This window comes from Helicobacter pylori (genome assembly GCF_017594925.1).
Lineage (GTDB): Bacteria > Campylobacterota > Campylobacteria > Campylobacterales > Helicobacteraceae > Helicobacter > Helicobacter pylori_DP.
The window spans coordinates 31,488-56,841 of sequence record NZ_JAALNT010000002.1 but is presented as its reverse complement, the minus strand read 5'-3'; the positions used below and the strand labels follow the sequence as shown (position 1 = coordinate 56,841).

Annotated in this window: 24 protein-coding genes and 1 pseudogene; 5 read left to right on the top strand and 20 right to left on the bottom strand. The window is 38.3% G+C overall.

Annotated elements, in window-relative coordinates; all coding sequences use genetic code 11:
* Positions 1-24 precede the first annotated feature (24 nt).
* From nadC to G6069_RS01055, 14 genes are all read right to left on the bottom strand, one after another.
* Positions 25-846 (bottom strand): carboxylating nicotinate-nucleotide diphosphorylase, encoded by an 822-nt coding sequence (gene nadC, locus G6069_RS01120; RefSeq protein ID WP_197293115.1) that lies wholly within the window; start codon positions 844-846, stop codon positions 25-27.
* Positions 846-1,850 carry a quinolinate synthase NadA gene (nadA, locus tag G6069_RS01115; protein ID WP_197293114.1) on the bottom strand — a complete coding sequence of 335 codons (1,005 nt, stop codon included), beginning with the start codon at positions 1,848-1,850 and terminating at the stop codon, positions 846-848. Before nadA ends, nadC begins: the two co-directional genes overlap by 1 nt.
* The gene (locus G6069_RS01110) at positions 1,840-2,643 is read right to left on the bottom strand and encodes a phosphatidylserine decarboxylase (RefSeq protein WP_197293113.1); all 804 of its coding nucleotides are present in this window, start codon (positions 2,641-2,643) and stop codon (positions 1,840-1,842) included. Before G6069_RS01110 ends, nadA begins: the two co-directional genes overlap by 11 nt.
* On the bottom strand, positions 2,637-3,143 hold the full coding sequence (locus G6069_RS01105; protein ID WP_000953115.1) for a DUF6115 domain-containing protein: 507 nt from the start codon (positions 3,141-3,143) through the stop codon (positions 2,637-2,639). Before G6069_RS01105 ends, G6069_RS01110 begins: the two co-directional genes overlap by 7 nt.
* Positions 3,144-3,155: 12 nt before the next feature.
* A complete protein-coding gene (locus G6069_RS01100; RefSeq protein ID WP_197293112.1) occupies positions 3,156-3,650 on the bottom strand; it encodes a hypothetical protein in 495 nt (164 codons plus the stop codon).
* On the bottom strand, positions 3,643-4,485 hold the full coding sequence (gene mqnP, locus G6069_RS01095) for a menaquinone biosynthesis prenyltransferase MqnP (protein WP_230078011.1): 843 nt from the start codon (positions 4,483-4,485) through the stop codon (positions 3,643-3,645). Before mqnP ends, G6069_RS01100 begins: the two co-directional genes overlap by 8 nt.
* A 70-nt stretch (positions 4,486-4,555) precedes the next feature.
* Positions 4,556-5,869, bottom strand: coding sequence for a ComEC/Rec2 family competence protein (locus tag G6069_RS01090; RefSeq protein WP_197293111.1), 1,314 nt, complete (start codon positions 5,867-5,869; stop codon positions 4,556-4,558).
* Positions 5,866-7,332 (bottom strand): replicative DNA helicase, encoded by a 1,467-nt coding sequence (locus G6069_RS01085; protein WP_197293110.1) that lies wholly within the window; start codon positions 7,330-7,332, stop codon positions 5,866-5,868. Before G6069_RS01085 ends, G6069_RS01090 begins: the two co-directional genes overlap by 4 nt.
* Positions 7,333-7,342: 10 nt before the next feature.
* Positions 7,343-8,737: an NAD(P)H-hydrate dehydratase gene (locus tag G6069_RS01080; protein WP_197293109.1), complete on the bottom strand. Its 1,395-nt coding sequence runs from the start codon at positions 8,735-8,737 to the stop codon at positions 7,343-7,345.
* Positions 8,738-8,739: 2 nt separating this feature from the next.
* Complete coding sequence (gene crdS / locus G6069_RS01075; protein ID WP_197293178.1) at positions 8,740-9,942, bottom strand: copper-sensing histidine kinase CrdS; 1,203 nt, start codon at positions 9,940-9,942, stop codon at positions 8,740-8,742.
* Positions 9,908-10,549, bottom strand: a complete 642-nt coding sequence (gene crdR / locus G6069_RS01070; RefSeq protein WP_197293108.1) for a copper response regulator transcription factor CrdR — start codon at positions 10,547-10,549, stop codon at positions 9,908-9,910. The genes crdS and crdR overlap by 35 nt, the downstream gene beginning before the upstream one ends.
* Before the next feature lie 82 nt (positions 10,550-10,631).
* Positions 10,632-11,903 (bottom strand): restriction endonuclease subunit R, encoded by a 1,272-nt coding sequence (locus G6069_RS01065; protein WP_197293107.1) that lies wholly within the window; start codon positions 11,901-11,903, stop codon positions 10,632-10,634.
* 15 nt (positions 11,904-11,918) lie between these two features.
* Positions 11,919-12,701: a DNA methyltransferase gene (locus G6069_RS01060; RefSeq protein WP_197293106.1), complete on the bottom strand. Its 783-nt coding sequence runs from the start codon at positions 12,699-12,701 to the stop codon at positions 11,919-11,921.
* The gene (locus G6069_RS01055) at positions 12,688-13,551 is read right to left on the bottom strand and encodes a DNA-methyltransferase (RefSeq protein ID WP_039088259.1); all 864 of its coding nucleotides are present in this window, start codon (positions 13,549-13,551) and stop codon (positions 12,688-12,690) included. The genes G6069_RS01060 and G6069_RS01055 overlap by 14 nt, the downstream gene beginning before the upstream one ends.
* A 246-nt stretch (positions 13,552-13,797) precedes the next feature.
* Here G6069_RS01055 and G6069_RS01050 point away from each other — a divergent pair, with 246 nt between their 5' ends.
* Together G6069_RS01050 and G6069_RS01045 are read left to right on the top strand one after the other, a co-directional pair.
* Positions 13,798-16,251, top strand: a complete 2,454-nt coding sequence (locus G6069_RS01050) for a site-specific DNA-methyltransferase (RefSeq protein ID WP_197293177.1) — start codon at positions 13,798-13,800, stop codon at positions 16,249-16,251.
* A gap of 9 nt (positions 16,252-16,260) precedes the next feature.
* Positions 16,261-19,200 carry a DEAD/DEAH box helicase family protein gene (locus tag G6069_RS01045; protein ID WP_197293105.1) on the top strand — a complete coding sequence of 980 codons (2,940 nt, stop codon included), beginning with the start codon at positions 16,261-16,263 and terminating at the stop codon, positions 19,198-19,200.
* 31 nt (positions 19,201-19,231) lie between these two features.
* On the opposite strand, the gene mreC is transcribed toward G6069_RS01045, so the two are convergent.
* Genes mreC through fabZ form a run of 5 tightly spaced genes read right to left on the bottom strand, consistent with a single transcriptional unit; the run spans position 19,232 to position 23,705 of the window.
* Positions 19,232-19,978 carry a rod shape-determining protein MreC gene (gene mreC, locus G6069_RS01040; protein WP_197293104.1) on the bottom strand — a complete coding sequence of 249 codons (747 nt, stop codon included), beginning with the start codon at positions 19,976-19,978 and terminating at the stop codon, positions 19,232-19,234.
* A gap of 3 nt (positions 19,979-19,981) precedes the next feature.
* Positions 19,982-21,025, bottom strand: a complete 1,044-nt coding sequence (locus G6069_RS01035) for a rod shape-determining protein (RefSeq protein WP_197293103.1) — start codon at positions 21,023-21,025, stop codon at positions 19,982-19,984.
* Between the two features lie 42 nt (positions 21,026-21,067).
* The gene (gene clpX, locus G6069_RS01030) at positions 21,068-22,408 is read right to left on the bottom strand and encodes an ATP-dependent protease ATP-binding subunit ClpX (protein WP_001006283.1); all 1,341 of its coding nucleotides are present in this window, start codon (positions 22,406-22,408) and stop codon (positions 21,068-21,070) included.
* A 1-nt stretch (position 22,409) separates the two neighbouring features.
* Positions 22,410-23,222 carry an acyl-ACP--UDP-N-acetylglucosamine O-acyltransferase gene (lpxA, locus tag G6069_RS01025; RefSeq protein WP_078271809.1) on the bottom strand — a complete coding sequence of 271 codons (813 nt, stop codon included), beginning with the start codon at positions 23,220-23,222 and terminating at the stop codon, positions 22,410-22,412.
* A 3-nt stretch (positions 23,223-23,225) separates the two neighbouring features.
* Positions 23,226-23,705, bottom strand: a complete 480-nt coding sequence (gene fabZ / locus G6069_RS01020) for a 3-hydroxyacyl-ACP dehydratase FabZ (protein WP_078265916.1) — start codon at positions 23,703-23,705, stop codon at positions 23,226-23,228.
* 17 nt (positions 23,706-23,722) lie between these two features.
* Here fabZ and G6069_RS08085 point away from each other — a divergent pair.
* A pseudogene (locus G6069_RS08085) lies at positions 23,723-23,927 on the top strand (flavoprotein oxidoreductase).
* On the opposite strand, the gene fliW reads toward G6069_RS08085, so the two are convergent.
* Positions 23,888-24,277: a flagellar assembly protein FliW gene (gene fliW / locus G6069_RS01015; RefSeq protein ID WP_001880140.1), complete on the bottom strand. Its 390-nt coding sequence runs from the start codon at positions 24,275-24,277 to the stop codon at positions 23,888-23,890. The pseudogene G6069_RS08085 and the gene fliW overlap by 40 nt on opposite strands.
* A gap of 218 nt (positions 24,278-24,495) precedes the next feature.
* Between fliW and G6069_RS01010 the strand changes: the two genes are divergently transcribed.
* The gene (locus G6069_RS01010; RefSeq protein ID WP_000034895.1) at positions 24,496-24,636 is read left to right on the top strand and encodes a hypothetical protein; all 141 of its coding nucleotides are present in this window, start codon (positions 24,496-24,498) and stop codon (positions 24,634-24,636) included.
* 35 nt (positions 24,637-24,671) lie between these two features.
* Entirely contained in the window at positions 24,672-25,334 is a 663-nt protein-coding gene (locus tag G6069_RS01005) for an outer membrane protein assembly factor BamD (RefSeq protein ID WP_001237306.1), read from the top strand.
* The last annotated feature ends 20 nt before the right edge of the window (positions 25,335-25,354 follow it).

Sequence of the window (25,354 nt, the reverse complement as noted above, 5' to 3'; positions counted from 1 at the left end):
GCTAATAACCCCTTTTTAAAGTTCTTAAGCCATTTTCATGTGCATGTCAATAAAAGTGGCTTGATGGATTAAAGCCCCTACGCTAATGGCATCCACGCCGCTTTTGGCGTAAGCGTTGATGGTCTCTAGTGAAATGTTCCCGCTCGCTTCTAGTAAAACAAAAGGGTAATGCGCCTCTCTATAAGCGGCAATTTCTTTCGTCTCTAAAACGCTCATGTTATCGCACATCACAATATCCGCTCCCGCGCTCATGGCGTTTTTGGCTTCTTCAAAGCTCTCGCATTCAATTTCAATTTTAGCCGTGAAAGGCAAGTTTTTTCTGGCATGCGTTAAAAAGTTTTTGAGATCTTTCACATGCTTTAAATGCGTGTCTTTAAGCATTAAAGCGTCATCTAGCCCTAAGCGGTGGTTGCTCGCCCCCCCATTAAGCACGGAATATTTTTCAAAGATCCTTAAAAGGGGTCTGGTTTTTCTCGTGTCCAACAAACGCACCTTATGAGAATTTAAAGCTTCTACAAAACGACTCGTTAAAGTGGCGATCCCGCTGCTGTGTTGCAAAAGATTTAAAAGGGTGCGCTCAATCTTTAAAAGCATGCTAAAATCCCCCCTAATCTCCATTAAAGTGTCTTTAGGCTTGAAACGCTCTTTATCTTTAATGGTTTGAGTGCATTCAATCCCGGTCATTTGAAGCAACTCTAAAGCGTATTTTTCGCCTGAAAACACGCCCTCTTGTTTAGCCCTAACAAAGGCTGTGGCTTTAAAATCCTTTTTTAACACCCTTTCAAACAAATCCCCATGCCCTAAATCTTCTTTTAAGGCGCATTCTAAAAAAGTTTTAATCTCCATTAGGATAACTCCATCATTTTAGTTAAAGCGAGTTTGGCTAAACGCGCCACCTCATCTTTTAATTCAATCGCATTGTAAGCCCTGTGGTTTTTATAAGCCTTTAAGACTTCAAACAAATCTTTTAAAGTCGTTTCATTCATGGTAGGACAGAGAGCGAGCGTGCTAGAAAGAATGAAAGTGTTTTGATGGTTACGCTTGGCTTTCAAGCGATTGACTAAATGGCTTTCAGTGCCTATGGCGACTTTTTGATGGGGGCTTAGCTTTTCTACAAATTCTATGATCTGACTCGTTGATCCGCTAAAATCAGCATTAGAAACCACGCTAGGCTCGCACTCTGGATGGACAGCGATTAAAATATCCGGGTATTTTTGGCGGTAAAATTCAATGTCTTCTAATTTGAAAAGCTGATGCACCGAACAAAAGCCGTTATAACAAACCACATCAGCGTTTTTGATTTCTTCTTGGCTATTTACGCCTAAAATCGCGCTTTTTAAGCCGTTTTCTAGGGCCAGATTTTCCCCCAAGCATTTATCCGGTAAAAAAAAGATTTTTTTATTTTGTTTTAAAGCGTGATTGAAGATCTTAGAAGCGTTCCTGCTGGTGCAGACCACGCCGTCATCTTTAGCGACTTTGGCCTTCACTTCAGCGTTAGAATTGATATAAGTGATAGGGTAAAATTCTTTAACGCCGTATTCTTTCAATAAATGAACGCTCCTATCGTAGTAATGGCTGTCTATCATTCTCGCCATAGAACAGCATGAGAGTTTGGGCATGATCACTTGTTTGTTAAAGGCTAGGGCCTTCACGCTCTCGCCCATGAAATGCACCCCGCAAAACACGATGAGGTTTTTATCGCTCTGGCTTGCGATTTTAGCTAATTCCAAGCTATCGCCTGTGTGGTGGGCTAATTCTACAATCTCATCTTTTTGATAGAAATGAGCCACTAAAAGCGCGTCTAAATCGTTCAATAATTCCACAATAGAAGTTTTTAAATCAGTTGGCATGAAATTCCCCTATACTTTCCCCAAACTTCACGCTTTTTTCTTTCAAATCTTTAAAAGCGGTGTTTTGAATGAATAAAACGATCGTAGAGCCCATTTCAAAATTCCCTAAATTATCCCCCTTTTTAACCTTAATGGGGGGGTTATAAGAGTAGGTTTGCGTGAAACGGACTTTAGCGTTAGTTTGGATATTCTTATCAAAATTGAAACGCATTTTACCCACATTTAACGCCCCCACCGCTACAAAATACAACCTATTGCCTTGAATGTCTTTTGCAACAAGCACCACCCTTTCATTGCCCACAAACAGATTGTTGTTTTTGTTTAATGAGGGTTTATTGACCGGTAGTAATTTCCCCGCAAAATAACGAGCCTCTAAAATTTCTAAATCGCAAGGGGCGTGGTAGTGGTGGTAATCTTTGGGCGAAAGGTAAAAATTCACATAGAAAAAAGAAAGCCTTAAGGGGTTGATTTCGCCCACTAATTCATGCGCTTTATAGGGCATGCCTTTAATCTGTAAGGCGGTATCGTTGTCTAAAAAAGCGCATTCGGTGATCAAAGCGTCGCACGGCGCGATGCAAATATTAGGGGCTTTGTCAAAGGGGCGTTCTTTTTTTAAAGAGCGCGTGAAAAGGGCGTTCAAACTCTTATAATTTTCCAAAGGCTCAAACTCGCTCAAATCAATTTTAAAGATCTTAACGTAAAGGGCGTTGATGCCTTTTTGGATAAAAGAAGGGAATTTATAGCCAGCCACAGAGCCAAAAACCCTTGAAAGAGCGTTGCTTAAAGCTACCATTTTAACCCTGCCATGTTCAATATAAATTCCACCTCGCCCTTACTCACTTTAAATTCTTTAGAAATAGAATCCACGCTATAACCCTCTTGATACATTTTTAAAACCTGTTTTTCATTGATCTCATCGCTAACGGCATAATGCCCCATGTCTTTGAATTTGTTTTCTAAAGTAATGATTTTTTCTTCTAAATAATCGCGCTCTTTGTCCATGGATTTTTGGATTTCTTGCAACTGGTTATAAAGGTGTGAAAGGGTCGTTTTTAATGAGCTATCCTCTTTAACGCTTTTTTCTAAAGAAAGACCTTCCAAACGCCCCTCTAATTCTTTCAAACGCTTAGAATAAATATAATTTTCTTGATAGGATTCGTCTAAGGTTTTTTCTAAACGCCTCATTTTGTGGTAAAACTCTTTTTCTTTAAGATACAAATACCCCACCAAGCACACCAACACCAATAAAATCGCCCCTAAAACGACCATAAACAAATCATTAGAAGATAACATTACCGCTCCCGTTCATAATTTCAAGCCTTTTCTTTCGCTATGGACAATGAAAGAATCATAACGCTTAATGTCTAGGGCATGCATGCGAGTGATTTCTAAAAAATCTTTATCCCTAGCCACGCCAAAAAAGGCTAGGATTTTCCCCTCTAACACGCAACGCCCATAGTAAGTTTGAGACGCTATCAGGCTTTGTTTTTTTAAGCAAATAAGCCCATGCCCTAAAGCGATGATGCGGTTATTTTGCTCCAATTCAAGCAGATTTTCTTTTAAAAGCAGGCTTTCTAATTTTTCTAGCTTAAAATACAGCGCTTTGAGCAATTCCAGAGTGTCATTTTCAACGTTCAAGCGTGAAAAATCAAAGCCAGAATTTAACCAATCAAATTCTTCTAACACCGCTAAAGAGCGTTTACTTTTAGAAATAAACCTTTCATAAGAAAACGATAAATCGCACTGGACTAAGCGCGTTTCAAACCCTAAAGCTTGGGATCTTAAAACCAACTCATGCATGCTTAAACCCCACATCAAGGACGATAAAAATAAAAAACACCACCCCCAAATAGCCATTACTCACAAAAAAGGCTTTAGGGATATTTTTATAATCTCTGGCCACTAAAATCTGCTCATAGAGTAAAATCAAGGCTGAAACCCCTAAACCTAGATACGCAAAAAGCCCCCCATGATAGCATTTCACAAAACAAAGCCAGCAGATCAGCGCCACAAGGTGCGAGAGCCTTGAAAGGTTCAAGCACCATTTTTCCCCTAATTGGCTAGGAATGGAAAACAAGCCCCTTTCTTTATCAAACTCCATATCCTGTAAAGAATAGAGCAAATCAAACCCAGCCACCCATAACATCACCCCTAAAGCCAAAAAGACATTCCATAAAGGGATCGCTCCTAAAACCGCCACGCTTCCTGCAATGGGGGCCAAACCCAAAGCCAAGCCCACGACAAAATGCGCCAAAGAAGAAAAGCGCTTGAAATACGAATACCCCCCTAAAATGATCAAAAAAGGTAACGAAAGTTTGAAAGCTAAAGGGTTAATGAAATAGCTCACTCCCACGAATAAAAGAGCGTTTGAAACGCTAAAAATCACCATGCCTTTAACGCTGATTCTGCCATCCACGCTCGGGCGGTTTTTCGTCCTTGGGTTATCCTTATCAATGTCTCTATCCACCAAGCGGTTAAACCCCATAGCGAAATTTCTCGCCCCTAATAAGGCTAAAAAACAAAGGATTAAGGTTTCTAAGCCAAAAAAGAGCGTTTGATTTTTTTGATAGGAGCTTATGACCATAGCCATGAGTAAAAACATGCTAGAAAATATCGTATGCTCTAATGCGACCAATTCGCTTAAAGCTTTGATTTGGTGCGTGATTTTTTTAAGCAATTATTTGATCCCTAATAAAATGACTTTTCTAACCCACAATTGAGCTAGGCATTATAATATATTGATAGCAACAATACAAGAAAAAGCCCATGCTTAAAACATTCATGCTTAAATAAACCTTAAAAAAACGCGCGCTTAAAATCGTTAAAAATAAATGTGCCCCCAAAAGCCATAAGGGCGAAGGAACCGAAATCGTAGGGATGGTTAAAGGCATGCTTAAAAAATGATCCAACAAAGACCCTAAACCCACCGCATGCAAAAACAAACTCAAAGGGAAAAACACGATAAAAATCAAGCCTAAAGGAATGCTAAAGAGCTGGTAGGGCGAAAACATAGGGAAAAAGGCATGCGCGATAATGAGCATGTTCAAAAACACTAACACGCTTAAAGCGATCGCTTGAAACGATCGCTTTAAAAAAGAAGAATCTTTAAAAAAAATTTGAGTGTGTTTTAAAAACAAAAAGATATACCACACCCCACAAACAGAAAGCAAAAACCCCACGCTAAAAAGCAATTTAGGGAGTAACGCTATGGCGATACAGCACGCTAAAATCAAAAGTTTAAAACTCAAAATCCTTACCCCAAAAAAGCATGCCAAAAACCCTAATAAGCCCATTAAAAACGCCCTGAAAAAAGAGGGTAAAAAATCTAATAGTAATAAATACCCTAGCAAAAAAACCCACACCAAAACCCCTATATCATAAAAAGCGTTCCTATAAGGGAAATAGCGTTTTTGTAAGGGGGTATAAAAAAGAGAGAAAAGAAAATACACGCTCATGCTCAAAATCCCTAAATGAAACCCGCTAATGGCTAGTAAGTGGTTGATCCCTAGCGCGTTAGCCCTGTCTCTTAAGTCTTTATTCAAGCTATCCCCTATAAAGAGCGCTCGATACAAATTGCCCACCAAAGCGTTGGAATGGGTGCTGTCAATGAAATGGCGCAAATGCGATTTGAAATCTTGTTTTCGCGTTAAAGAAAAAGAATAAGTTTGAAAAAAGCATGATTTTAGAGACTCTAAGAACGAACAAGGCTTGATCTTGCCAAAAAATTGCGCGTGGCGGTATTGGAGGTTTTTTAAAGGCTCTTTAATGGTGGTGTAAAAGATCATGCCCTTAGATTGGAGTTTTAAGACAAAATAGGTTTTTTGATCTTTAGTTTTAGGGTATTGTAATAAGATTTGAGCGTTCAGGCTTGTAGGTTTTGAAAAATCAAGCTTTTGGTGATTCAAGTATTCTAAATAAAGGTTGATCGCCAATAAAAGGCTTAAAACAACCCCACACCATAAGTATTCTTTGGGGGTTGAAAGCAAATCAAACGCCCCCTGAAAGGTTTTATCTTTCAAGTTGTAACTATATCATAATCCACTTTAGTTTCTTGGTTTTCTTCTAAATGGGAATCTATGGGCATGTCTTCATAGCGCGTGAAAGGAGCGTTAAAGCGCGTATAAACCGTTCCTGTAGCCCCATTCCTGTTTTTAGCCACGATGATTTCAGCCTCTTCAATACTGCCATTTTGCTTGTGGATACGCCTTTCTTCATTAACTTTTAGGTGCAACTCTTGCGCCTCTTCAATTTTGCCTTCTTTTTTGAGTTTGTCTATTTTGTTGTCTTCAGCCCTCATTTGATAGATATAGCCTCTATATAAAAATAAAACAATATCAGCGTCCTGTTCAATCCCCCCGCTGTCTTTAATGTCCGAAAGAATGGGCCGTTTATCGTCTCGATTTTCTAGGCTGCGGTTGAGTTGGACTAGTGCTATGATAGGGATTTCTAACTCTCTGGCTAAGGTTTTAAGCTCCCTTGAAATTTCAGCGATCTGTTCATGGCGTTCTTTAGTGGCTTTACTTCCTGACATGAGTTGCAAATAGTCAATAAAAGCGATACTCAATTCCTTGTGTTGGGATTTAAGCTTTCGTAGTTGCAAGCGGATTTGCTCTATCCTCACATAACTTTTATCGTAGAAAAAGAGTTTTTTGCAAGAAAGGTGATCGTAGCATTTGGCTAAATTTTCCCATTGATCATCATCAAGCCTCCCGCTCTCTAAATCATGCATGTTAATAGAAGTGAGATCCGATAACGCCCTTAAAGCGAGTTGCTCCGCAGACATTTCTAAACTAAAAACCGCTACCCCCCTATCGTCATTGAGCGCAGCTAAGACCATGTTCATCATCAAACTGGTTTTACCCATAGACGGCCTTGCCCCTATAATGACTAAACTCCCCTTATTAAAACCGCTCGTGTAATTATCCAACTGGACAAAGCCAGTCGGTATGCCAGTAACTTCCAAACTCCCTTTTCTTTGGTTTTCTGTAATAAGATCCATTGCGCTTTCAAGCACTTCTTTAATGCTTCTAAAGCCTTCTATCGTGCTGCCATTCAATAACGCATAGACTTCTCGCTCCACAGCGCCTAAAATATCGCTGGATTTTTGCGCGCTTTCTAGGGCTTGCTCTCTAATGGTGTTAGCCAAGCCAAAAAGTTTTCGTTTAATGGAGGCGTTTTTGATCTCTTCCACATAGGCTTCAATATTATCTATAGGGCTTGCCGCAAAAATAGCGACCAGATCTTCTTCTTCGATTTTCTTGTCTTTAGGCATTTTTTGGCGGATAAAATTCTCATCAATGGGGCAATCTTCTTCATGCAGTTTTAAAGCGATTTCAAAAAACAAGCCGTTAGGCGGGTAGTAAAAATCGCTAGGCTCTAAAACGCTATGGACCTCTTCAATCTTATGATTGGCCAACACAATGCCTGAAAGCACGATCCTTTCAATGTTTTGCAATTGCTGCAAATGCTTTAAATGATCCATTTTTATCCTTTTATAATCGTTTGATCTTTTCTATCAAATCTAGGGGCGTTAAAGCGTAATTGTTCTTAAATTCCAAACCCGCTAGGGCGTGCGCTAGGCTTGCGTTAATAGCGGCGTCTAAAGGCGTATAATTTTGAGAAAGTAGGCTTACAATCAGCCCCGCTAACACATCGCCACTCCCAGCTTTGGCTAAAGCCACGCTCCCTAAATTGTTGATAAAAGTTCGCCCTTGATGAGCGATCAGGGTATTAGCCCCCTTTAAAAGCAAAACCACTTTGGGGTATTTTTGAGAAAAATCCCTTGCGATTTCTAGTTTATTGTCTAGTAATTCTAGCATGCTTATATTGATCCCCACTAATTTTAACAACGATAAAAACTCTTTAGGGTGAGGGGTTAAGATCACTTCTTTTTCTAAGGCTTGTAACACCTCTTTATGATAAAAAACGCCCGCATCTAAAACGCATGGGGCTAATTCAAGCCACTTATTAAAATCCTTTGGAATATTTTCTAACCCCATGCCAAGAGCGAACGCGCTCAATGGGTTAGGGAAATTTTCACAAAAGACCAATTCTAAAGGCTTGTTATTAGAAGTTATCTTGCATTCTAACGCTTGAACGCTCACCACTCCAGATCCAAAACTTAACGCGCTTAATGCGCTCAATAACCCCGCCCCACTATGCTTGCCTAAAAGCACATGCGCATGCCCGTAATTGCCTTTATGAGCGTTTTTTCTATCCCTTAAGGGCAGTTTGAGATCGCTTTTTTCTAGTAAAAAAGTGTCTGTTGGGATCTCATAGATTTGATTAAAAACCCCCAAATGCCCCACTTTCAATTCCCCTACATAGTCTTTAGCCCTATCGCTTAATAAGCATGATTTGATAGCACCCATGCTGATAGTCGTATCCGCTTTAAACGCCCTCTTATCCACCCTGCCTTTAGAATCGATCCCGCTAGGAATGTCGCAAGCGATTTTAAAGTGCGCTTTTTGAGAAAGGCTTTCAAAGTTTAAAAACGGCTCTAATTCGCCCTTAAAAGCGCTCCCTATCACGCAATCTATTAACACATCGCATTCTAAATCTTCATTCTTTTCTTCCCATGCTTTGATGACTACCCCTGCTTTTTTAGCCCTTTCTTTTTGCAATTGGCACATGGGGCTTTTGGCTAATTTCATTTCAAAAACTAGCACTCTAAAACGCCCCACTAAACGCCTAGCTAGAGCATAACCATCGCCCCCATTATCCCCACTCCCACAAAGGATAATGACTTTAGCACCCAAAGAAGCGTTTTGTAAAACCGCCCTTTCTAAAGCCATAGCGGCGTTTTCCATTAAAATGTCTTCGCTTAAAAACAATTCTTCAAGCGCCCTTTTGTCTAGGGTATTCACTTTTTCATACACTGAAAGCATCTTTATCCTTGAAATTGAACGCAAAACGAATTTTCATAAAACGTTCCTTTTAAAGAGGGTTCGCTATGAATTTCTAAACGCATTTTATACTTTTCGCACACTTTTTTCACTAAATCTAACCCTATACCATAACCCAACACGCTAGAATTGAAACGCGCGTAACGAACGCTTAATTCGGTGATCTTGTCTTTAGGGATTTCATACCCTAAATTTTTCACTTTCAAAAACTCGCATGTTAGCTCTATGTGGATATACCCATGCATGACGCTGTATTTGATCGCGTTCATGAGCAAATTGCTATAAAGCGAAAGGAAATCCTGCTCTTTAGCCTTAAACGCCACCTCTACTAGATCGCTTTTAAATTCCAGCTTGTGGTAGTCTATCATCTCGCTAAAAAGCGTATTTTCTTTAATAATCAGGGCTTTTAAGTCTAAAAGCACAAAAGACTCGCGCTCAATGTCTTGCATCACCAAATAAGAGAGCGAGCGGTATAAAAAACTCATGCGCTGGATAGCGATTTTAATGCGGCGGTGTTGTTGGTTGTCTTCTAAGGTTTTTAAAGACAAGACTAAAGCGCTCATGGGGGTGTTTAATTCATGCGTGGTGTTTTTTAAAAAATGATCGATGCGCGTGATTTCATTCCTAATGGGCTTTAAAAACAAACGCCCCAAAAACACAGAAACCCCTATCACGCATAAAAACGCTATGACAAACACTAAAACAATGTTACGATACAAAGAAGAAAAATGAAGGGGTTTAGAATTTTTAAAAAGCATTTTAACCACGCCTAAATGGGCGAAAGTTTCATCGCTAAACAGGTAATACTCCCCCTTAAAATTAAAAAAGCCCGCCTCTTTATGGGTTTTGATCAAATCCGCGCTTTCAGGGATATTAGAATATAAAACACGCTTTTTACTATCAAAAAGCGCTATGGAAGCGTCTTTATAGCGTGAAATCAGAGCGTTTAAAGCGTTGTGATAATCCCCATGCGTTTGCATGTGCAATGCAACCACTTCACTAGCGATCTTAGAAGCCATTTTGTCCATGTCCATGCGTATTATTTTGATTTTTTCGTTTTTTTCATAGTTAAACGCTAAAACGCTAATCACTAGCATTAACACAAACGAAGAGCCTAAATAAGTCCCTAAAAAGAGCTTGAGGGATTTTTTTTCATAGTGGGTTAAAGCGATAGCCCACCCCCTTATGCGTTTCTATGCAATTTTTACCCAAAAGCTTGCGCAACACTTTAATATAAGTGCGTAAGGTGGAATCATCAATCGCTTGCTCCCATAAGTTGTTTTCTAACGCTTGAGAGCTGATGATTTGCCCTTTATGCTCTAAAAAGTATTCTAAAAGTTGGGCGGTTTTGGGCGCTAGGATTTCCTTTTTCCCTTTAATGTTCAAAGCGTGTTGGTGGTAAAAAATGTTAGGCATGATTTCTATGGGATCATCATTGAAAAATCTTTTAATACGCGCTTCCAATTCGTCCAAATCAAAGGGCTTTTTCAAATAATCGCTCGCTCCTAAATTAAAGGCGTTTTTTAAAATAGCGTTATCCTGTAAGGCGGTGATAAAAATCACAGGCGTAGAGATTAGAAAATCGTTTTTGATGCGCTTGAACAATTCCAAGCTATTCATTTCAGGCACTTGCACGTCTAAAAGCAAGAGGTTAAAGCGCTCAACCGAGAGCCTTTCATAAGCCTCTTTCCCGTTAAAAGTGCAAAACACTTCATAGCCCAAATGCTCTAAAAATTCCTTGATACTCTCGCTCAAAAGGTAATCGTCTTCTAGTAAAAAAATCTTTTTTTGCATGGGGGTATTGTAGCGCTAATTGCCTTTATACCAAAAGCGGTTATGCAAAACGCTCCCTTAAAAAAGACACCGCCTTATTTCATCAGCCGTTTTTAGAATGCAATAAATCTTTATTGTATTCCAACATGGCATTTTGTAAATCAAGTTTATATAACACATTTTCAATATAAGTAAAATAAAGGCTTTCTTGTTCTTCTTTTAAGCCTTTAGATAAAACCACATCGCAATTTTTAAAATACAAACAAATATGTTTATTTTGCGTTTGAGATATTTTTGCATGGTTAAAAGCGTCAATATAGATTAAATTTTCCCATTTATCCAAAAGATCAAATTCTTCTATAGAGCGAGCCAAGCATAAAGGCACAATATGGTGCAATTCAAAGCCCTTTTCTTTTTTAACGCCATGTTTTTCAAAATAAAGGGTTTTCTCTTTAATAGAGCGTTTGAGTTTTTTATCGTTTTGTTTGTTTTCTTCATTGAGCGTTTTTAAAATAAGCCTTTCTTTATTGGTTTCAAAAAACACGCTTTGTTCTAGCAAGCTAAAAATCTGTTGGGCTTGATTTTTCCAATTATGATAATCTCTCTTTTCTAACTTGTTCCCGTTAAAATGGTTAGGGTTGCAATAATTTTGTGCTAACTCTTTTAATTTTTCTTTTTGGATACGGCTTAAGCTCCTATATTCTCTAACATATTCTATGATTTCACTTCTAGTAAAATTTTCAATATTTAAAAATGTAACAAAAAACATCATTTCTTCAATGTCTAAATAATGATTTTCAAGCTCTATCATCATCTCTCTGCATTCTGCCCCAAAACCTTGTAAAAGATTTTCTAAAGCTTGCGTGTAACAAAAATTTTTTCTTAACAAATCTTGTGCGTTTAAAAATTCTATAGCTAAGGGAGTTAAACTGATATATTTAATATTGCTTTGAATGTAGGGGTTTGTAGGTTCCTTATTTTTATTGTAGCGTTCAATCAACCCCATTCTATGCATATCTACAAAAAGATTTTTCCTTAAGCTATCTTGGGTTACTTGATTCTTTTTTCCTAAATTATCTTGAGATATTTCAGACTTGCAGATACTATCAACCACTTTTGTATAAACCTCTTCGCCTATGATATTGCTAGGGCGTTTGCTCATATCGGTGGTGCGAATCTGTAAAAAATCCTCTCCTACTTCATTAAAAATAGCTTGAATAATGATTTTAATCTTATTTTGATCGTAACGATGGTGTTGGGATAAGTGTAAGCCCCTATAATCAGAGCTTTTTATGCGATTGGCTAAGAATTTCAAACACTCCTTGCTAGGGTCAAGCTGTGTGATTTCTAGCAAAATTTTTTCTAATTTTTGCATGTTAAATATCCTTTTTTATCTGTATTCATTATACCTAAATATTTCCAAACTCTCATGCACATATTCAGCATGGATCTCACACCCTATAAAATTACGCCCTAAACTTCTAGCCACTAAGCTAGTCATGCCACTGCCACTAAACAAATCTAAAATCAAATCGTTTTTGTGAGAGCTAGCCTTTATCATGCGTTCAATGAGTGCTTTAGGTTTGATGCTAGGGTGTTTTGGCTTAAGGATTTTACCCTTCTCTTTTTCAACATGCCTTTGTGAAGTGATTTCCCACACATCAAGGCACAATTTGCCCTTAGGGTTAGGGAACCAGCGTTTGTTGTTTTTTAAAATCCCCTTACTTTGAGCATGCTTGATGCGTTCGGTGGATTCATAAGCAATGCGCACTTCATCGGCATTAAAGGTATAGTTTTTCTTGTGCATGCTATAAAATAAAATGCTTTCTTGCGCGTGGTTATAACGCTTTTTGGCGTTGGCAAACCCATCTTTTTTAACCCAAGTGATAAAATTTAAAAAATGCGCTTTTTTATGGTGCAAATACGCTAAAAATAAAGCGCAATTAAAGGGGGTATTAAAGATATAAAAACTCCCTGTGTCTTTGATTTTGGGCAGCATTTTATCAATCCAAGCGTAAGAAAATATTAAAAACTCTTCATCATTTTTAAAACTATCCCATGAAGCAATTTTAAGATTATAGGGGGGATCAATAATGGCTAAATCAACGCTTTTATCTTCTAATTTGTCTAAAAAGGTGAAAACATCTTCTATATAAATCTTATTCAAAATCAAACAAGTTTCCTAATTTTTGCTCAATCAAGGGCTTATAATTTTCATAGAGTTCATAACCTATAAAATTTCTTTTTAAAAGCTTTGCTTCCCTTAAGGTTGTCCCACTCCCGCTAAATGGATCTAGCACCACATCGCCCACGCAACTATACAACCTAATCAAACGCCTTGCTAATTCAGCCGGCATTAAAGCCGCATGCTTACCAAAAGCAATATCGTTTTTATTAGGGATTGGGATTTCCCAAATTTGTTTGGTAAATTCCACCCACTCCTCTTGAGTCAATTGGCTTTGTTCTTTTTGTTCTTCTGTGGGTTGTTTGGGCTTGCCATCTTTGACAAACACGCCGATAAATTCTATAGTATTTTGCGCATAAAAATTTCTAGGATAAGGGTAACTCCCAAACATCAATCTTTTAGTGGGATTTGCGCGTTTCCAAATATAGACATCTAGTAAGAACATTTTAGGCTTGTTTTTTAGCGTATTATTTAAATCATGCAAAATGGAATGCTGAATATCAGCATGCAAATCAAAAATATGGCGGTTATAGTGCGTGTTTAAAACCTTTTTAAGCATGGGCATTAAAGGCACATTAATGCATAACTTACCATTGGGTTTTAGCGTTCTATAGCACTCAAGCCAAACTTTTAAAAGACCTAAAAGATAATCTTCATATTTTTCTAACGCCCCCAAATCTTCAACATGTTGGGCTGAATGCTGTAAATCTTGTGTGCCGTTTTTTGCGTAATCTTTGATGTTGAAATAAGGCGGGCTTGTGATGATCAAATCTACGCTATTATCTGGCACTTCATTCATGTTGGTGCTGCTGTGATAAAACACTTTATTGATATTCAATCTTATTTTTACCTTTTATTAAACTTCAATGGGTTTCACAGAGATAATTTTACAATGAAATAGGGGTATTTTAAAAAAATGAGTCAGTCAAGGCAATCTAAATTTTCAACAAGTCAAACTCCCTAACGCTCTCGCTTAAAAGGTAATCGTATTCTAGTAAAAAAATCTTTTTTTGCATGGGGGTATTGTAGCGCTTAATGGGTGGGCTTTGTTATAATACTTCCTATGTTTTTAAGGAGCGTGATGATGAAAACGAACGAAGTGCAATTTTATGAAGTTTTAGAAAACCTTTTTATAGGCGTTAAGATTGAAGACCAACAAGAAAGCCTTTTAGATTCTAGCCCTAGAGCAATGAAAAACGGCATGATCAACCTCATGAAGGCTAAAAGCCAGTATTATCAAAGCAAAAAACAAGAATTAGAAAAACTCATCAATTTAAAATGCCAAAACAACAACGATCTCAAAGAAGAATTGTTTGACAAACTCTATAGCTTTTTCAAGCGTTATTTCAGCGCTAATGGAGGGATTTATTTCAACGACACGCCCCTTTACGATAATCTTTATACCAAAAGCGGTTATGAAAAATGCTCCCTTAAAAAAGACACCACCTTATTTTATAAAACTAAAGATCTTTATTACGTGAAAAGCGAAACGATCTATAAGGATTTTTGCTTTGAATTAGAGGGCATTCTTTTTAATTTTGACACTTCTTTACTAGAAAGCAAAAAGTATAATGAAAAAGTGGATTTAGTCTTTGATTTAAAAGATATAGACACAAAAACTAACACCCTGAATTTTAGCGTTACTCTTAGCAGTAAGGGGACTCAAACCAAAACGAATGAAATCCTAAAAAAATGCTCCAATCAAGGCGTCAAACTTGATGAAGAAATTTTAAAAAAAGCGTTTGTCAAATTCAAAAAGCAAGGCAGCATGGATTATTTCATCCATAAAAACGCGCAAGGGTTTTTAAAAGAGCAGTTGGATTTGTATCTGTTTGAATACCTTTTTAAAGAAATGACAGCATTTGATTTAAAACGCCTTAATGAGATCAACATTATTAAAGAAGTGGCTTTAGAAGTGATTGTATTAGTGAGCGAATTTGAAAACGAACTCTGTAAGATTTGGAACAAACCCCGCTTGGTGTTAAACTCGCATTTCATTGTAAGTTTAGACAAACTCAAAGCCAAAAACTACGATTTGAGTAAAATCACAAACCACCCAAACTACCCCAAACAAGTTAAAGAATGGCAAGACTTGAATTTAAAAACCACAGACAATCTTTTAGAAAACGAGTTCTTGCCCCTAGACACTATCTATTTTAAAGATTTAGAAAAAGAGGTTAAAAGCTTATTCAGCGAAGATGAAATCAACGGCACGCTCATTAAAAGCGAAAATTATCAAGCCCTAAACTCCCTTAAAAACCGCTATAAAGAAGCCATTGATTGCATTTATATTGATCCGCCTTACAACACGCAAAACAATGAATTTGTTTATGCGGATAATTTCAAGCGCTCCAGTTGGCTTACTATGATGGAAAACCGCCTGGAGCTTGCGCACGCTCTATTGAATGATAAAGGCGTGATGTTTGTGAGCATTGATGATAACGAACAGGCTTACTTGAAAGTGTTGATGGACGAAGTGTTTAATGGGGGGGGTGATAACTTTGTAAATACGATTATTTGGGAAAAAAAGTATTCTCCACAAAATGATGCGAAATGGTTCTCTGATAATCACGATTTTATTTTACTATATGCCAAAGATAAAGGAATTTGGCGACCTAATTTATTACCACGCACAAGCGAGATGAATGCACGCTATAAAAATTTAGATAACGATGAAAGGGGTGCGTGGAAACCTAGTGATTGTTTGGTAAAAACTTATATGGCAAGTTATGATTATCCTATCACTACGCCAAGTGGAAAAGTTGTAACGCCACCAAAAGGGCGGTGTTGGATGACTTCAAAAGAAAATTTTCAAAAACTTGTAGATGATAATCGTATTTATTTTGGAAGAAATGGAGACAATGTTCCTAGTTTGAAACGCTTTTTAAGTGAAGTCAAGCAAGGCACAACACCTTTAACAATATGGAAATATACAGAAGTAGGACATAATCAAGACGCCACAAAACAATTGCTAGCTCTCTTTAATAATGTAAAACTTTTTGACACCCCCAAACCCGAAGCCCTACTCCAACGCATTTTAGAAATTTCTACCCAAGAAAACGATCTCGTGTGTGATTTTTTTGCCGGAAGCGGGACGACTTGCGCGGTGGCACACAAGTTGAAAAGGAAGTATATTGGTATTGAAATGGGGGAGCATTTTGAGAGCGTGATTTTGCCTCGCCTTAAAAAGGTTATAGGCGGTTTTAAAAGCGGTGCGGCTAAAGAATTTGATGGAGGTGGGGTGGTGAAAGTTTATGAATTAGAAAGCTATGAAGAGATTTTAAGAAAAATCAAGTATGAAGACAATGACAAACCCCTAGCTTATGATGAACAATACAGCGATTTAGTGGAGTGTAAAAACGAGTCTTACACGCTGAATATTGAAGCGCTAGAAAAAATGGGCGTGGATATTAAAGAGACTTTGGAAAATTTACACGGCGTTGGAGTGGAGTTTTTCAATGAAAAAGTGGTGAAATTTAAAGGGAATGATAAAGAAGTAGAAATTTTAAAAGCGTTAAAAGAAGCGCTCATTTGGTAAGGAAGAATCATGGCAAAGAAAAAAGATTTAACCACCGATAATGAAATTTTTGTCGCTCAAAAACTCGCTGAAGAGGAATTGAACGCTAACGAAATTAACGATCCGTTAGAAATGCTAGACTTTAAAAGCTTTGATAATAATAAGGAGCTTTTAGATTACCAACAGCAAGCCTTGATTAACGCTTTTAGAGTGCTTGTCGCTTATTTTAGGGATTTCAAAGAAAATAAAAAAGAATTTTACGCGTTTTATCAAAAACATTATTCATTCGCTAATTGCGATTTCGCTAAAAAGAAACTCAACCCTTTGTTAAAGAGCCATTTTAAGGTAGAAAATCATTGCGTGAGTTTTGAAAATTTTATCAACCGCTTAGCCTTTTACATGGCCACAGGGAGCGGTAAAACGATTGTCATTATCAAACTGGTAGAGCTTTTAAGCGTGGCTATAAGAATGGGTTTAATCCCTAAGAAAAATATCATGTTTTTTAGCGCGAACGAGCATTTAATCAAGCAATTTGAAAAAGAAATTGAAAAATACAACCGGAGTAAAGACTATTTTAAACAAATTGATTTCAAAAGCCTTAAAAGCGTTACCAATAAGGATTTTTACCACGCTCCAAAAAATTCTTTCATAGAAAAAATCGCTCTTTTTTATTACCGCGCGGATTTAATGAATGATGAAGAAAGCAAAGAAAACCTTTTAAATTATAAGGATTATTGGGATAATGGGGAAAACTATGTGATTTTAGATGAAGCGCATAAGGGGAACAAGTCTGAAAGCAAAAGGCAAGCGATTTTTAGTCTGCTGTCTTTAAAAGGGTTTTTATTCAATTTCAGCGCCACTTTCACCGAAGAAAGCGATCTCATCACTGCGGTGTATAATTTAAGCGTGGGCGAGTGGGTGAAGCTTGGCTATGGTAAAGAGTCTGTTTTATTGAAGAAAAACAATTTAAACGCTTTTAAGGAATTAAAAGATTTAAACGATAGGGAAAAAGAAATCGCTCTTTTAAAAGCGTTATTGCTTTTGGGCATGCAAAAACGCTATAAAACAGAAGGCTATTTTTACGACCCTTTAATGCTCGTTTTCACGCATTCTGTGAATGTTAAAAACAGCGATGCGGAAATCTTTTTTAAAACTTTAGCGCGCGTGATTGAAAATGACGATGAGAGCGATTTTTCAAAGGCTAAAGACGATTTATTAGAGGAATTAAAGAATCCGGAATTCCTTTTTAGCGATGATAAAGATCAAAAATATCAAAAATATAAAATTGAGGTTTTTGAAGAGGGTTTAAAGGGCATGGATTTTAAAGTCTTAAAAGAAGAGGTTTTTTATGCCAGTAATGGGCATATTGAAGTGATTATTAACCCTAAAAACAACCAAGAAATCGCTTTCAAGCTCAACACGAGCGACAAAGTCTTTTGCTTGATCAAAATTGGCGATATTACCGAATGGATTTGTGAAAAATTAAAGAGCGTGAAGGTGGTGAGCAAGAATTTGAGCTTTAAAGAAGAGAGCTATTTCAGTCAGATTGATAAAAGCAGTATCAATATTTTAGTGGGGTCTCGCACTTTTGACACCGGGTGGGATAGCACAAGGCCTAGCGTGATTTTATTTTTAAATATAGGGCTTGATGATGACGCTAAAAAGCTGGTGAAACAATCTTTTGGCAGGGGCGTAAGGATTGAAAGCGTCAAAAACCAACGCCAAAGGTTAGCGTATTTAGACATAGATGAAGCTATTAAAAAAGACTTGAAACCACACGCTGCAATGTTGGAAACGCTTTTTGTGATACCCACTAACCATGCAAGCCTTGAAGCGATTTTAAAGTTCCAAAAAGAGAGCGAAAATAAGGGTGAGAATAGAGGTTCTTGGCGTGAAATCAAATTAGAAAAAACGCCCATAAAACACGCATTATTCGTGCCTTGCTACCGAAAAGAACAAACCAACGCTCTTAAAATTTCTCCAAGTGCTTCGTTTAAGATGAGCGAAAAAAATTTTAAGGATTTAAAAGAGCATTTTCATTTAATGAGTGAAAAGCATTTTATTTTAAAGCATGAAATTTATAACCCTAAAGATTACGAGCTGTTAAAAGACATGATACAAACAGCGCATTTTAAAAAGGTATCAACCTGGCATTATAAAGATTTAGATTACATGATTTCTGAAATTAAAGGCAAGCTATACCCTAATCAAAAAGTGCCTAAAGACGAGTTTAACGCCCTAGATAATGAGAAAATCGTGCATTTTAAAAGGATTCAAGTTAAGGCGGGTAAAAAAGAAGCATTAATGAAAACCATCCAAGAAGTGAAAGAGTATGCGCCTTTGGATAAAGAAACTCTAAGAATGAAAATCGTGCAAGGCGAGATCGATCCTTATGATACAGACAAACACAAACAAGACAGAACGTTCAAAGTTGGTGATGCAGAGCTGTTAAAGCTCAAAGAGCATTACTACACCCCACTCATTAAAGCCAAAAACTGCGATTGGCTTAAGCATGTGGTTAAAGTAAAGAGCGAGAGCGATTTTTTAGAAGAATTGTTAAAGATTACCGAAACGCTGCAAGAAAACTATGATTTTTGGGCGTTCAGCAAGATTGATGAGCATTTAGACAATTTGTTTATCCCTTATATAAACAACGCTACAGAAAGGCGCTTTTTCCCTGATTTTATCTTTTGGCTGCAAAAAGGCGGCACGCAGATCATTTGCTTCATTGATCCTAAAGGGAGCAAACACACTGATTACGAACATAAGGCAGATGCGTATGAACTTTTTAAAGATAAGGTTTTTAACCCAAAAGACAATCCCAATCTCAAAATCAAAGTGGTTTTAAAATTTTATGGGGATAAGGATGATGTGGGGGAGCGTTACAGGGATCTTTGGATTGAAAAAGGGAAACTAGAATATTTTTTTCTGGATTTAAAGGATTGGCCTGATTTCATTGAAAGGGGTTAAAAACGCGCTTGAATCAGCCTTGAATAGAGCGTTAGTTTTTCACACCGCTTAAAAACACATGCCTTAAAAGTTTGGCTTCGCTTAAAAAAGCGTTTTTCAACACCGCGCTTTTATAAGTGTAATGATCTTCAATACTTGAAACTTCGCCCACAAACACCCCCGCTCCAAAAATCCCGTCTAGCCCGCTCGTTAGCACTTGATCGCCTATGTTGATTTCAGCGCTTGGGACAATGAAATCCACGATTAATTCTTGCTTGAAATTAGTCCCTATAAAGCCTAAAACTTGATTTTGGCCTACCATCACGCTATAAGCACACCGCTTGTGAGCGTTCAAAAACCCGTTCAAGCGCCCTTTTTCTAGCACGGCAATGCCTATGGCTTGGTTGTGAGAGACAAGGCCATAAATCTTGTTTTCTTCTAAATTCACAATAGGGTTGAGAGAGACGCTGCGCGTGTCTTCTAAACTGATGAATGAAGTCATGAAAGTGGGGGTGTAAGTCATTTTTGGATTTTCTAAAGGATAAATACTATTCAAACGCTCTTTCAAATCGGCGTTTTCTAGTTTTAAAGCTTCTAAAACTAGGCGTTCTTTTTGAAATTCCTTAATGTTTTGGGCTTGAAAAAAATACGCTTGAACATTGTCCAGTAAGCTGTTTTTCGCGCTCATCAAGGCGTTTTTAATCCGGTCGCTGATATAAGAAGAGCTGCCTTTAATGTCTAAAAAATAAAAAATAAGAAAAATCCCTAAAAGCCAAAGGAATTTGAAATAAAAACGCATGCATTATTCACTAAAACCCACACGGCTGAGTAAATCCAAATCTTGTATGGCTTCCCCTGTGCCTTTGGCTACCGCCAATAAAGGCTCATCGTCCACATACACAGGGAGTTTAACCATATCGCTCAAATACTTGTCTAAGCCCTTAATCAAAGCCCCACCGCCGGTAAGCACCACGCCATTTTGCACAATGTCTCTCGCTAAATCCGGTTTCACCTCTTCAAGCACGCTCCTTAAAGCGCTAGAAATCTCCCTCACTTGATCTTTAATGGCTTCAAACACGTCATCAGAGCTCAATTCAATCGTGTGCAACAACCCGCTCACTTGATCCCTCCCTGACACTTCCATCGTAAGTGGCGGATCCAATTTGATCGCGCAACCGATTTCAATTTTAATCTCTTCGCCGGTGCGCTCCCCTATCAATAAATTGAATTTCTTGCGGATGTATTCCACGATGCTTTGATCCAGTTTATCCCCAGCCACTCTAATGCTTTTAGAAATGACTAACCCCCCAAGGCTGATCACGCCAATTTCAGTCGTGCCACCGCCAATATCTACAATCAAACTCCCTTGCGGCTCTTTCACGGGTAAGCCTGCCCCGATCGCGGCTGCCATAGGCTCTTCAATCAAAAAGACTTCTCTAGCCCCAGCGCTTAAAGCGCTCTCTTTAACCGCATTCCTTTCTACGCTTGTCAGCCCATAAGGCACGCACACCATGATGCGCGGGCGGATCCATGTTTTTCGTTTGTGCGCTTTTTCAATAAAGTAACGGATCATTTTAGCGGTAATGTCATAATCGGCAATCACGCCATCTTTCATGGGGCGAATCGCTCTGATGCTGTTAGGGGTTTTGCCTAGCATTTCCTTAGCCTCGCTCCCCACTGCCAAAATATCATAAGCTTTAGAATCAAACAATCCCATGCGCACCGCCACAATAGAAGGCTCATTGATAATAATGCCCTGCCCTTTGACTAACACGATCGTGTTAGCCGTGCCTAAATCTATGGCAATATCATGCGAAAACAAACCGATCAATTTGCTAAAAATCATGCCCTTTCTAATCCTTTATCGTTAAATTTATAAGCGTGTTCCTTAAGGAAGAATTTTAGAATGCGTTTTAGCAATGATCAAAGGTTCAGCCTGTTTTAAAACACAATCTTTAGTGATACGCACTTCCGATCCCTTAAGCTTGGGTAAATCAAACATAATATCCAAACAAAAATCTTCAATGATCGCCCTTAGTCCCCTAGCCCCGGTTTTTCGCTCTAATGCGAGTTTAGCGATTTCTTTAATGGCTTCTTCTTCAAAAATCAAATCCACTTCATCCATTTTGAAAAGTTGCTGGTATTGCTTGATTAGGGCGTTTTTAGGTTTTTGTAAAATATCCACCATCGCTTCCAAACTGATGCTATCTAGCGTGCTTAAAACCGGCAAACGGCCGATAAGCTCAGGGATAAGCCCATAAGTTACCAAATCATGGGTTTGGACTAAATGCAAGATCGCTTCTTGCTCTTTTTTGCTCATCTTTTCTTGAGTGAAACCCAACACGTTTTGCGTGGTGCGTTTTTTAATGATTTCAGCTAACCCATCAAACGCTCCGGCGCAAATGAATAAAATGTCGCTCGTGTCAATTTGAATGAAATTGCCCTCAGGGTGCTTTCTACCGCCTTTGGGGGGGATATTCACTAAAGAGCCTTCAACGATTTTTAACAACGCTTGCTGAACGCCCTCGCCAGAAACGTCTCTAGTGATGGAGCGGTTTTCTGACAAACGGCTGATTTTATCAATTTCATCAATAAACACAATGCCTTTTTGGGCTTTTTGGACATTCCAATCGCTCGCTTGCAACAATCTTGTAAGGATATTTTCCACATCTTCGCCCACATAGCCCGCTTCAGTCAAGCTAGTCGCATCGCTAATAGCGATAGGAATATCCAAATGCTTAGCGAGAGTTTGCGCCATTAAAGTTTTGCCTGAACCTGTAGGGCCGATCAGTAAAATATTAGACTTGCTCAACTCCACTTCTTCTAAATGCTCCAACTCCACATTGCTGTCTTGGTTGTCTTGTTTTTTGAGTTTTTCTTTAAAAGATAAGCGTTTGTAATGGTTATACACGGCTACGGAAAAAACCTTTTTGGCCTGCTCTTGGCCTATCACATAATTGTCTAAAACTGCCTTAAGCTCTTTAGGGGCTGGAATGTGAGAGAGCAAAAACTCTTCTTCATAAGCGCTAGATTCCATTCGCCTCAATCGGTCTCTTTTGAGCGCTAATAAAGAATTGTCGTATTTGTGCAATTCCCCATGCATCACATCTATACAATATTCGCACACGCACACATCTTTATTCAGGTTGCTCGCAAAAATAATGCGGCGTTTTTTGGGATCTCTGGATTCTGGTTTTTTGCAAAAACTGCAATAAAGCGTTTCGTTCATGTTATTCCTCTTGTTTTTCTTCGCTAGAATATTCGCTTGACTTATACGCCACGCCCCTAGAACTCTCTAAAATAAAAGAGCAAATCTCTTTCACAAAAGGGTTATTGGCATGCTCTTCTAACTCTAATTTAGCGCTCTCTCTTAAAGAGGGGACAGGGCTAAACAACCTTTTATAAAGTGCATAAATAAAATCAATATCCTTGCTCTCTAATAATTGGCGCATCCGGTGGCGGTTTAACCCCCTAATAAAAGCGCGATTGCCCTCTACGGTGCAATAAGGCGGCACGTCTTTGCCTAAAGCGCTCTTACCGGCTATCATGCACCCTTTAGCGATACGCACAAACTGATGGATTGCGGTAAGACCGCCAATATTGACATAATCGCCTATTTCAATATGCCCTGCTAAAGTTACGCCATTAGCCAAAATACAATGGCTGCCAATCACGCAATCATGGGCGACATGCACATAAGCCATGAGCAGGTTTTTATCCCCAATAAGGGTTTTTTGAATCCCCCCTTCAGTGCCGGGATTTATCATGCAAAATTCACGAATAAGGTTGTCTTCTCCAATAATCAGTTCGCTGTATTCGCCCTTATATTTTAAATCTTGAGGCTGTGTGCCTAGCACGGCAAAAGGGAAAATTTCAGTGTTTTTCCCAATGAAAGTATGCCCTTGTAAGGTTACATTGTTGTGGAGTTTCACGCCATCATCTAGTTTGACGCCATCTCCAATCACGCAAAATTCCCCAATTTCTACGCCCTTATTAATCTCTGCTTTAGGAGAAATGATGGCTGTTTTTGCAATCTTACTCATTTTCTAATCTCTCTCTGCGATCATGGCTTTTAATTCGGCTTCAGCGACCACTTTGCCATCCACTTGAGCCGTGCCGCCCACTTGCCAGATCATGCCCTTATGCTTTAAGACTTCTAAATGGTATTCTAATCTGTCGCCTGGGGTTACAGGAATGCGGAATTTAACCTTATCAATCGTCATGAAATACACGATTTTTGTTTTGGCTATTTCAGGGTCAAACCCCCACAAGCTAGTGAAAGCCAAAAACCCTCCGCTTTGCGCCATGCCTTCTACGATTAAAACGCCCGGGAAAATGGGTTTGTTAGGGAAATGCCCGTTAAACACGTCTTCATTAAAAGTGATATTCTTATAAGCGGCAATTTTTTGATTGGCTTGTAACTCTATGATTCTATCCACTAAGAGCATGGGATAGCGGTGTGGTAAAATCTGTAAGATATGCTCTATAAAAAATTGAGATTGTAAGTTTTGATGGCTTTGTTCCATAAAATAAACTCCTTGTTTTGGATTCAACTAAAGTGCTATTTTTAGCGTTGGTTATCCTATAAAAATAACCGCTATTATACCATAAGAAAACCGCTCGCTTGCATTTGCAAAAACACCGATGCATTGCGCCATAAGCTTAAAGAAACGCTTTACACAGACACCGCTCATGCATTATTCATATATCATTCATGCGTGTGGCTCAGAATATTCTCTCTTAAATGATAGTGTGGGTATTTGTTAGAATCCAAAACCACTTGCCCCATGAGCTGTTTGTCCAAATTGAAAATTAAAGGGGCTAAATAATTCACGGTGGAAAGCTCAATGGGGGTTTGAACGACCATGATATTAGCGACCAGAACGCTCTTGGCTCCCTCTAATTCTAAAAGGATTTTTAAGGGGGTAGGCACTTCAAATTCGTATTTTCTTAAAGCAAAGGGATTGACCAGCGTGAAAGACACCACGGAATCATCTTCTGCGCTATTCAAACGCAAAAAGATTTCATCAATCTTTTGCAAGCGCATTTTATGAATGGTTTCAAACCCTAAGATAGGCGCTTTCACATCAAAAATCATAGGCGATTGCATTCCCTTTAAAAAAGCACAAGATCTTCTCCTTAAAGAATAAAAGACCGCCTTAAAACCAGCGCTCAATGATTTCTAAACTAAAAATCTGTATTATATCAAACAATTTTGGTAAAATCAATTTTTGCTAGTTTTGGGTATAATTCAATGACTGAATAACGATGAAAGTTTAACTGAATAATTATCAAAATATAACTAAGGAGTGAGAGATGAGTAAAATAAAACCACAAATCAAGAAAAACAATCCCAGCAAATCTAATTATAGTAATGGGTGGTGCCCGGTGTGTATGATTGGAGAAATGGTGCTTACGCTATTGGGTGGGGCTAAGAATAAGAAAAAACAACCATGAGTGGTTCAAAAATTTAACTTTATAAGACAGGCGGCATGCGTTTAAAACATTTTAAGACATTCCTTTTTATCGCAATGGCGGTGATTGTGATAGGCACCGGTTGTGCGAACAAAAAGAAAAAAAAAGACGAATACAACAAACCGGCGATCTTTTGGTATCAAGGGATTTTGAGAGAAATCCTTTTTGCTAATTTAGAAACAGCGGACAATTACTATTCTTCTTTACAGAGCGAACACATCAATTCCCCCCTTGTCCCAGAGGCGATGCTAGCCTTAGGGCAAGCGCACATGAAAAAGAAAGAGTATGTTTTAGCGTCTTTTTACTTTGATGAATACATCAAGCGCTTTGGGACGAAAGACAATGTGGATTATTTGACCTTTTTGAAATTGCAATCGCATTATTACGCTTTCAAAAACCATTCTAAAGACCAGGAATTTATCTCTAATTCTATTGTGAGTTTAGGCGAATTTATAGAAAAATACCCTAACAGCCGTTACCGCCCCTATGTGGAATACATGCAAATCAAATTCATTTTAGGGCAAAACGAGCTCAATCGCGCGATCGCGAATGTCTATAAAAAACGCCACAAGCCTGAGGGCGTGAAACGCTATTTAGAAAGGATAGATGAGACTTTAGAAAAAGAGACTAAACCCAAACCATCGCACATGCCTTGGTATGTGTTAATTTTTGATTGGTAGGATATTTCAAAACCATACAA

Coding starts and splice junctions, on each gene's coding strand:
- nadC (WP_197293115.1), bottom strand. CDS start 846: ATGGAGATTAAAACTTTTTTAGAATGCGCCTTAAAAGAAGATTTAGGG.
- nadA (WP_197293114.1), bottom strand. CDS start 1,850: ATGCCAACTGATTTAAAAACTTCTATTGTGGAATTATTGAACGATTTA.
- G6069_RS01110 (WP_197293113.1), bottom strand. CDS start 2,643: ATGGTAGCTTTAAGCAACGCTCTTTCAAGGGTTTTTGGCTCTGTGGCT.
- G6069_RS01105 (WP_000953115.1), bottom strand. CDS start 3,143: ATGTTATCTTCTAATGATTTGTTTATGGTCGTTTTAGGGGCGATTTTA.
- G6069_RS01100 (WP_197293112.1), bottom strand. CDS start 3,650: ATGCATGAGTTGGTTTTAAGATCCCAAGCTTTAGGGTTTGAAACGCGC.
- G6069_RS01085 (WP_197293110.1), bottom strand. CDS start 7,332: ATGGATCATTTAAAGCATTTGCAGCAATTGCAAAACATTGAAAGGATC.
- G6069_RS01080 (WP_197293109.1), bottom strand. CDS start 8,737: ATGCTTTCAGTGTATGAAAAAGTGAATACCCTAGACAAAAGGGCGCTT.
- crdR (WP_197293108.1), bottom strand. CDS start 10,549: ATGCAAAAAAAGATTTTTTTACTAGAAGACGATTACCTTTTGAGCGAG.
- G6069_RS01065 (WP_197293107.1), bottom strand. CDS start 11,903: ATGCAAAAATTAGAAAAAATTTTGCTAGAAATCACACAGCTTGACCCT.
- G6069_RS01050 (WP_197293177.1), top strand. CDS start 13,798: ATGAAAACGAACGAAGTGCAATTTTATGAAGTTTTAGAAAACCTTTTT.
- G6069_RS01045 (WP_197293105.1), top strand. CDS start 16,261: ATGGCAAAGAAAAAAGATTTAACCACCGATAATGAAATTTTTGTCGCT.
- mreC (WP_197293104.1), bottom strand. CDS start 19,978: ATGCGTTTTTATTTCAAATTCCTTTGGCTTTTAGGGATTTTTCTTATT.
- G6069_RS01035 (WP_197293103.1), bottom strand. CDS start 21,025: ATGATTTTTAGCAAATTGATCGGTTTGTTTTCGCATGATATTGCCATA.
- clpX (WP_001006283.1), bottom strand. CDS start 22,408: ATGAACGAAACGCTTTATTGCAGTTTTTGCAAAAAACCAGAATCCAGA.
- lpxA (WP_078271809.1), bottom strand. CDS start 23,222: ATGAGTAAGATTGCAAAAACAGCCATCATTTCTCCTAAAGCAGAGATT.
- fabZ (WP_078265916.1), bottom strand. CDS start 23,705: ATGGAACAAAGCCATCAAAACTTACAATCTCAATTTTTTATAGAGCAT.
- fliW (WP_001880140.1), bottom strand. CDS start 24,277: ATGATTTTTGATGTGAAAGCGCCTATCTTAGGGTTTGAAACCATTCAT.
- G6069_RS01010 (WP_000034895.1), top strand. CDS start 24,496: ATGAGTAAAATAAAACCACAAATCAAGAAAAACAATCCCAGCAAATCT.
- G6069_RS01005 (WP_001237306.1), top strand. CDS start 24,672: ATGCGTTTAAAACATTTTAAGACATTCCTTTTTATCGCAATGGCGGTG.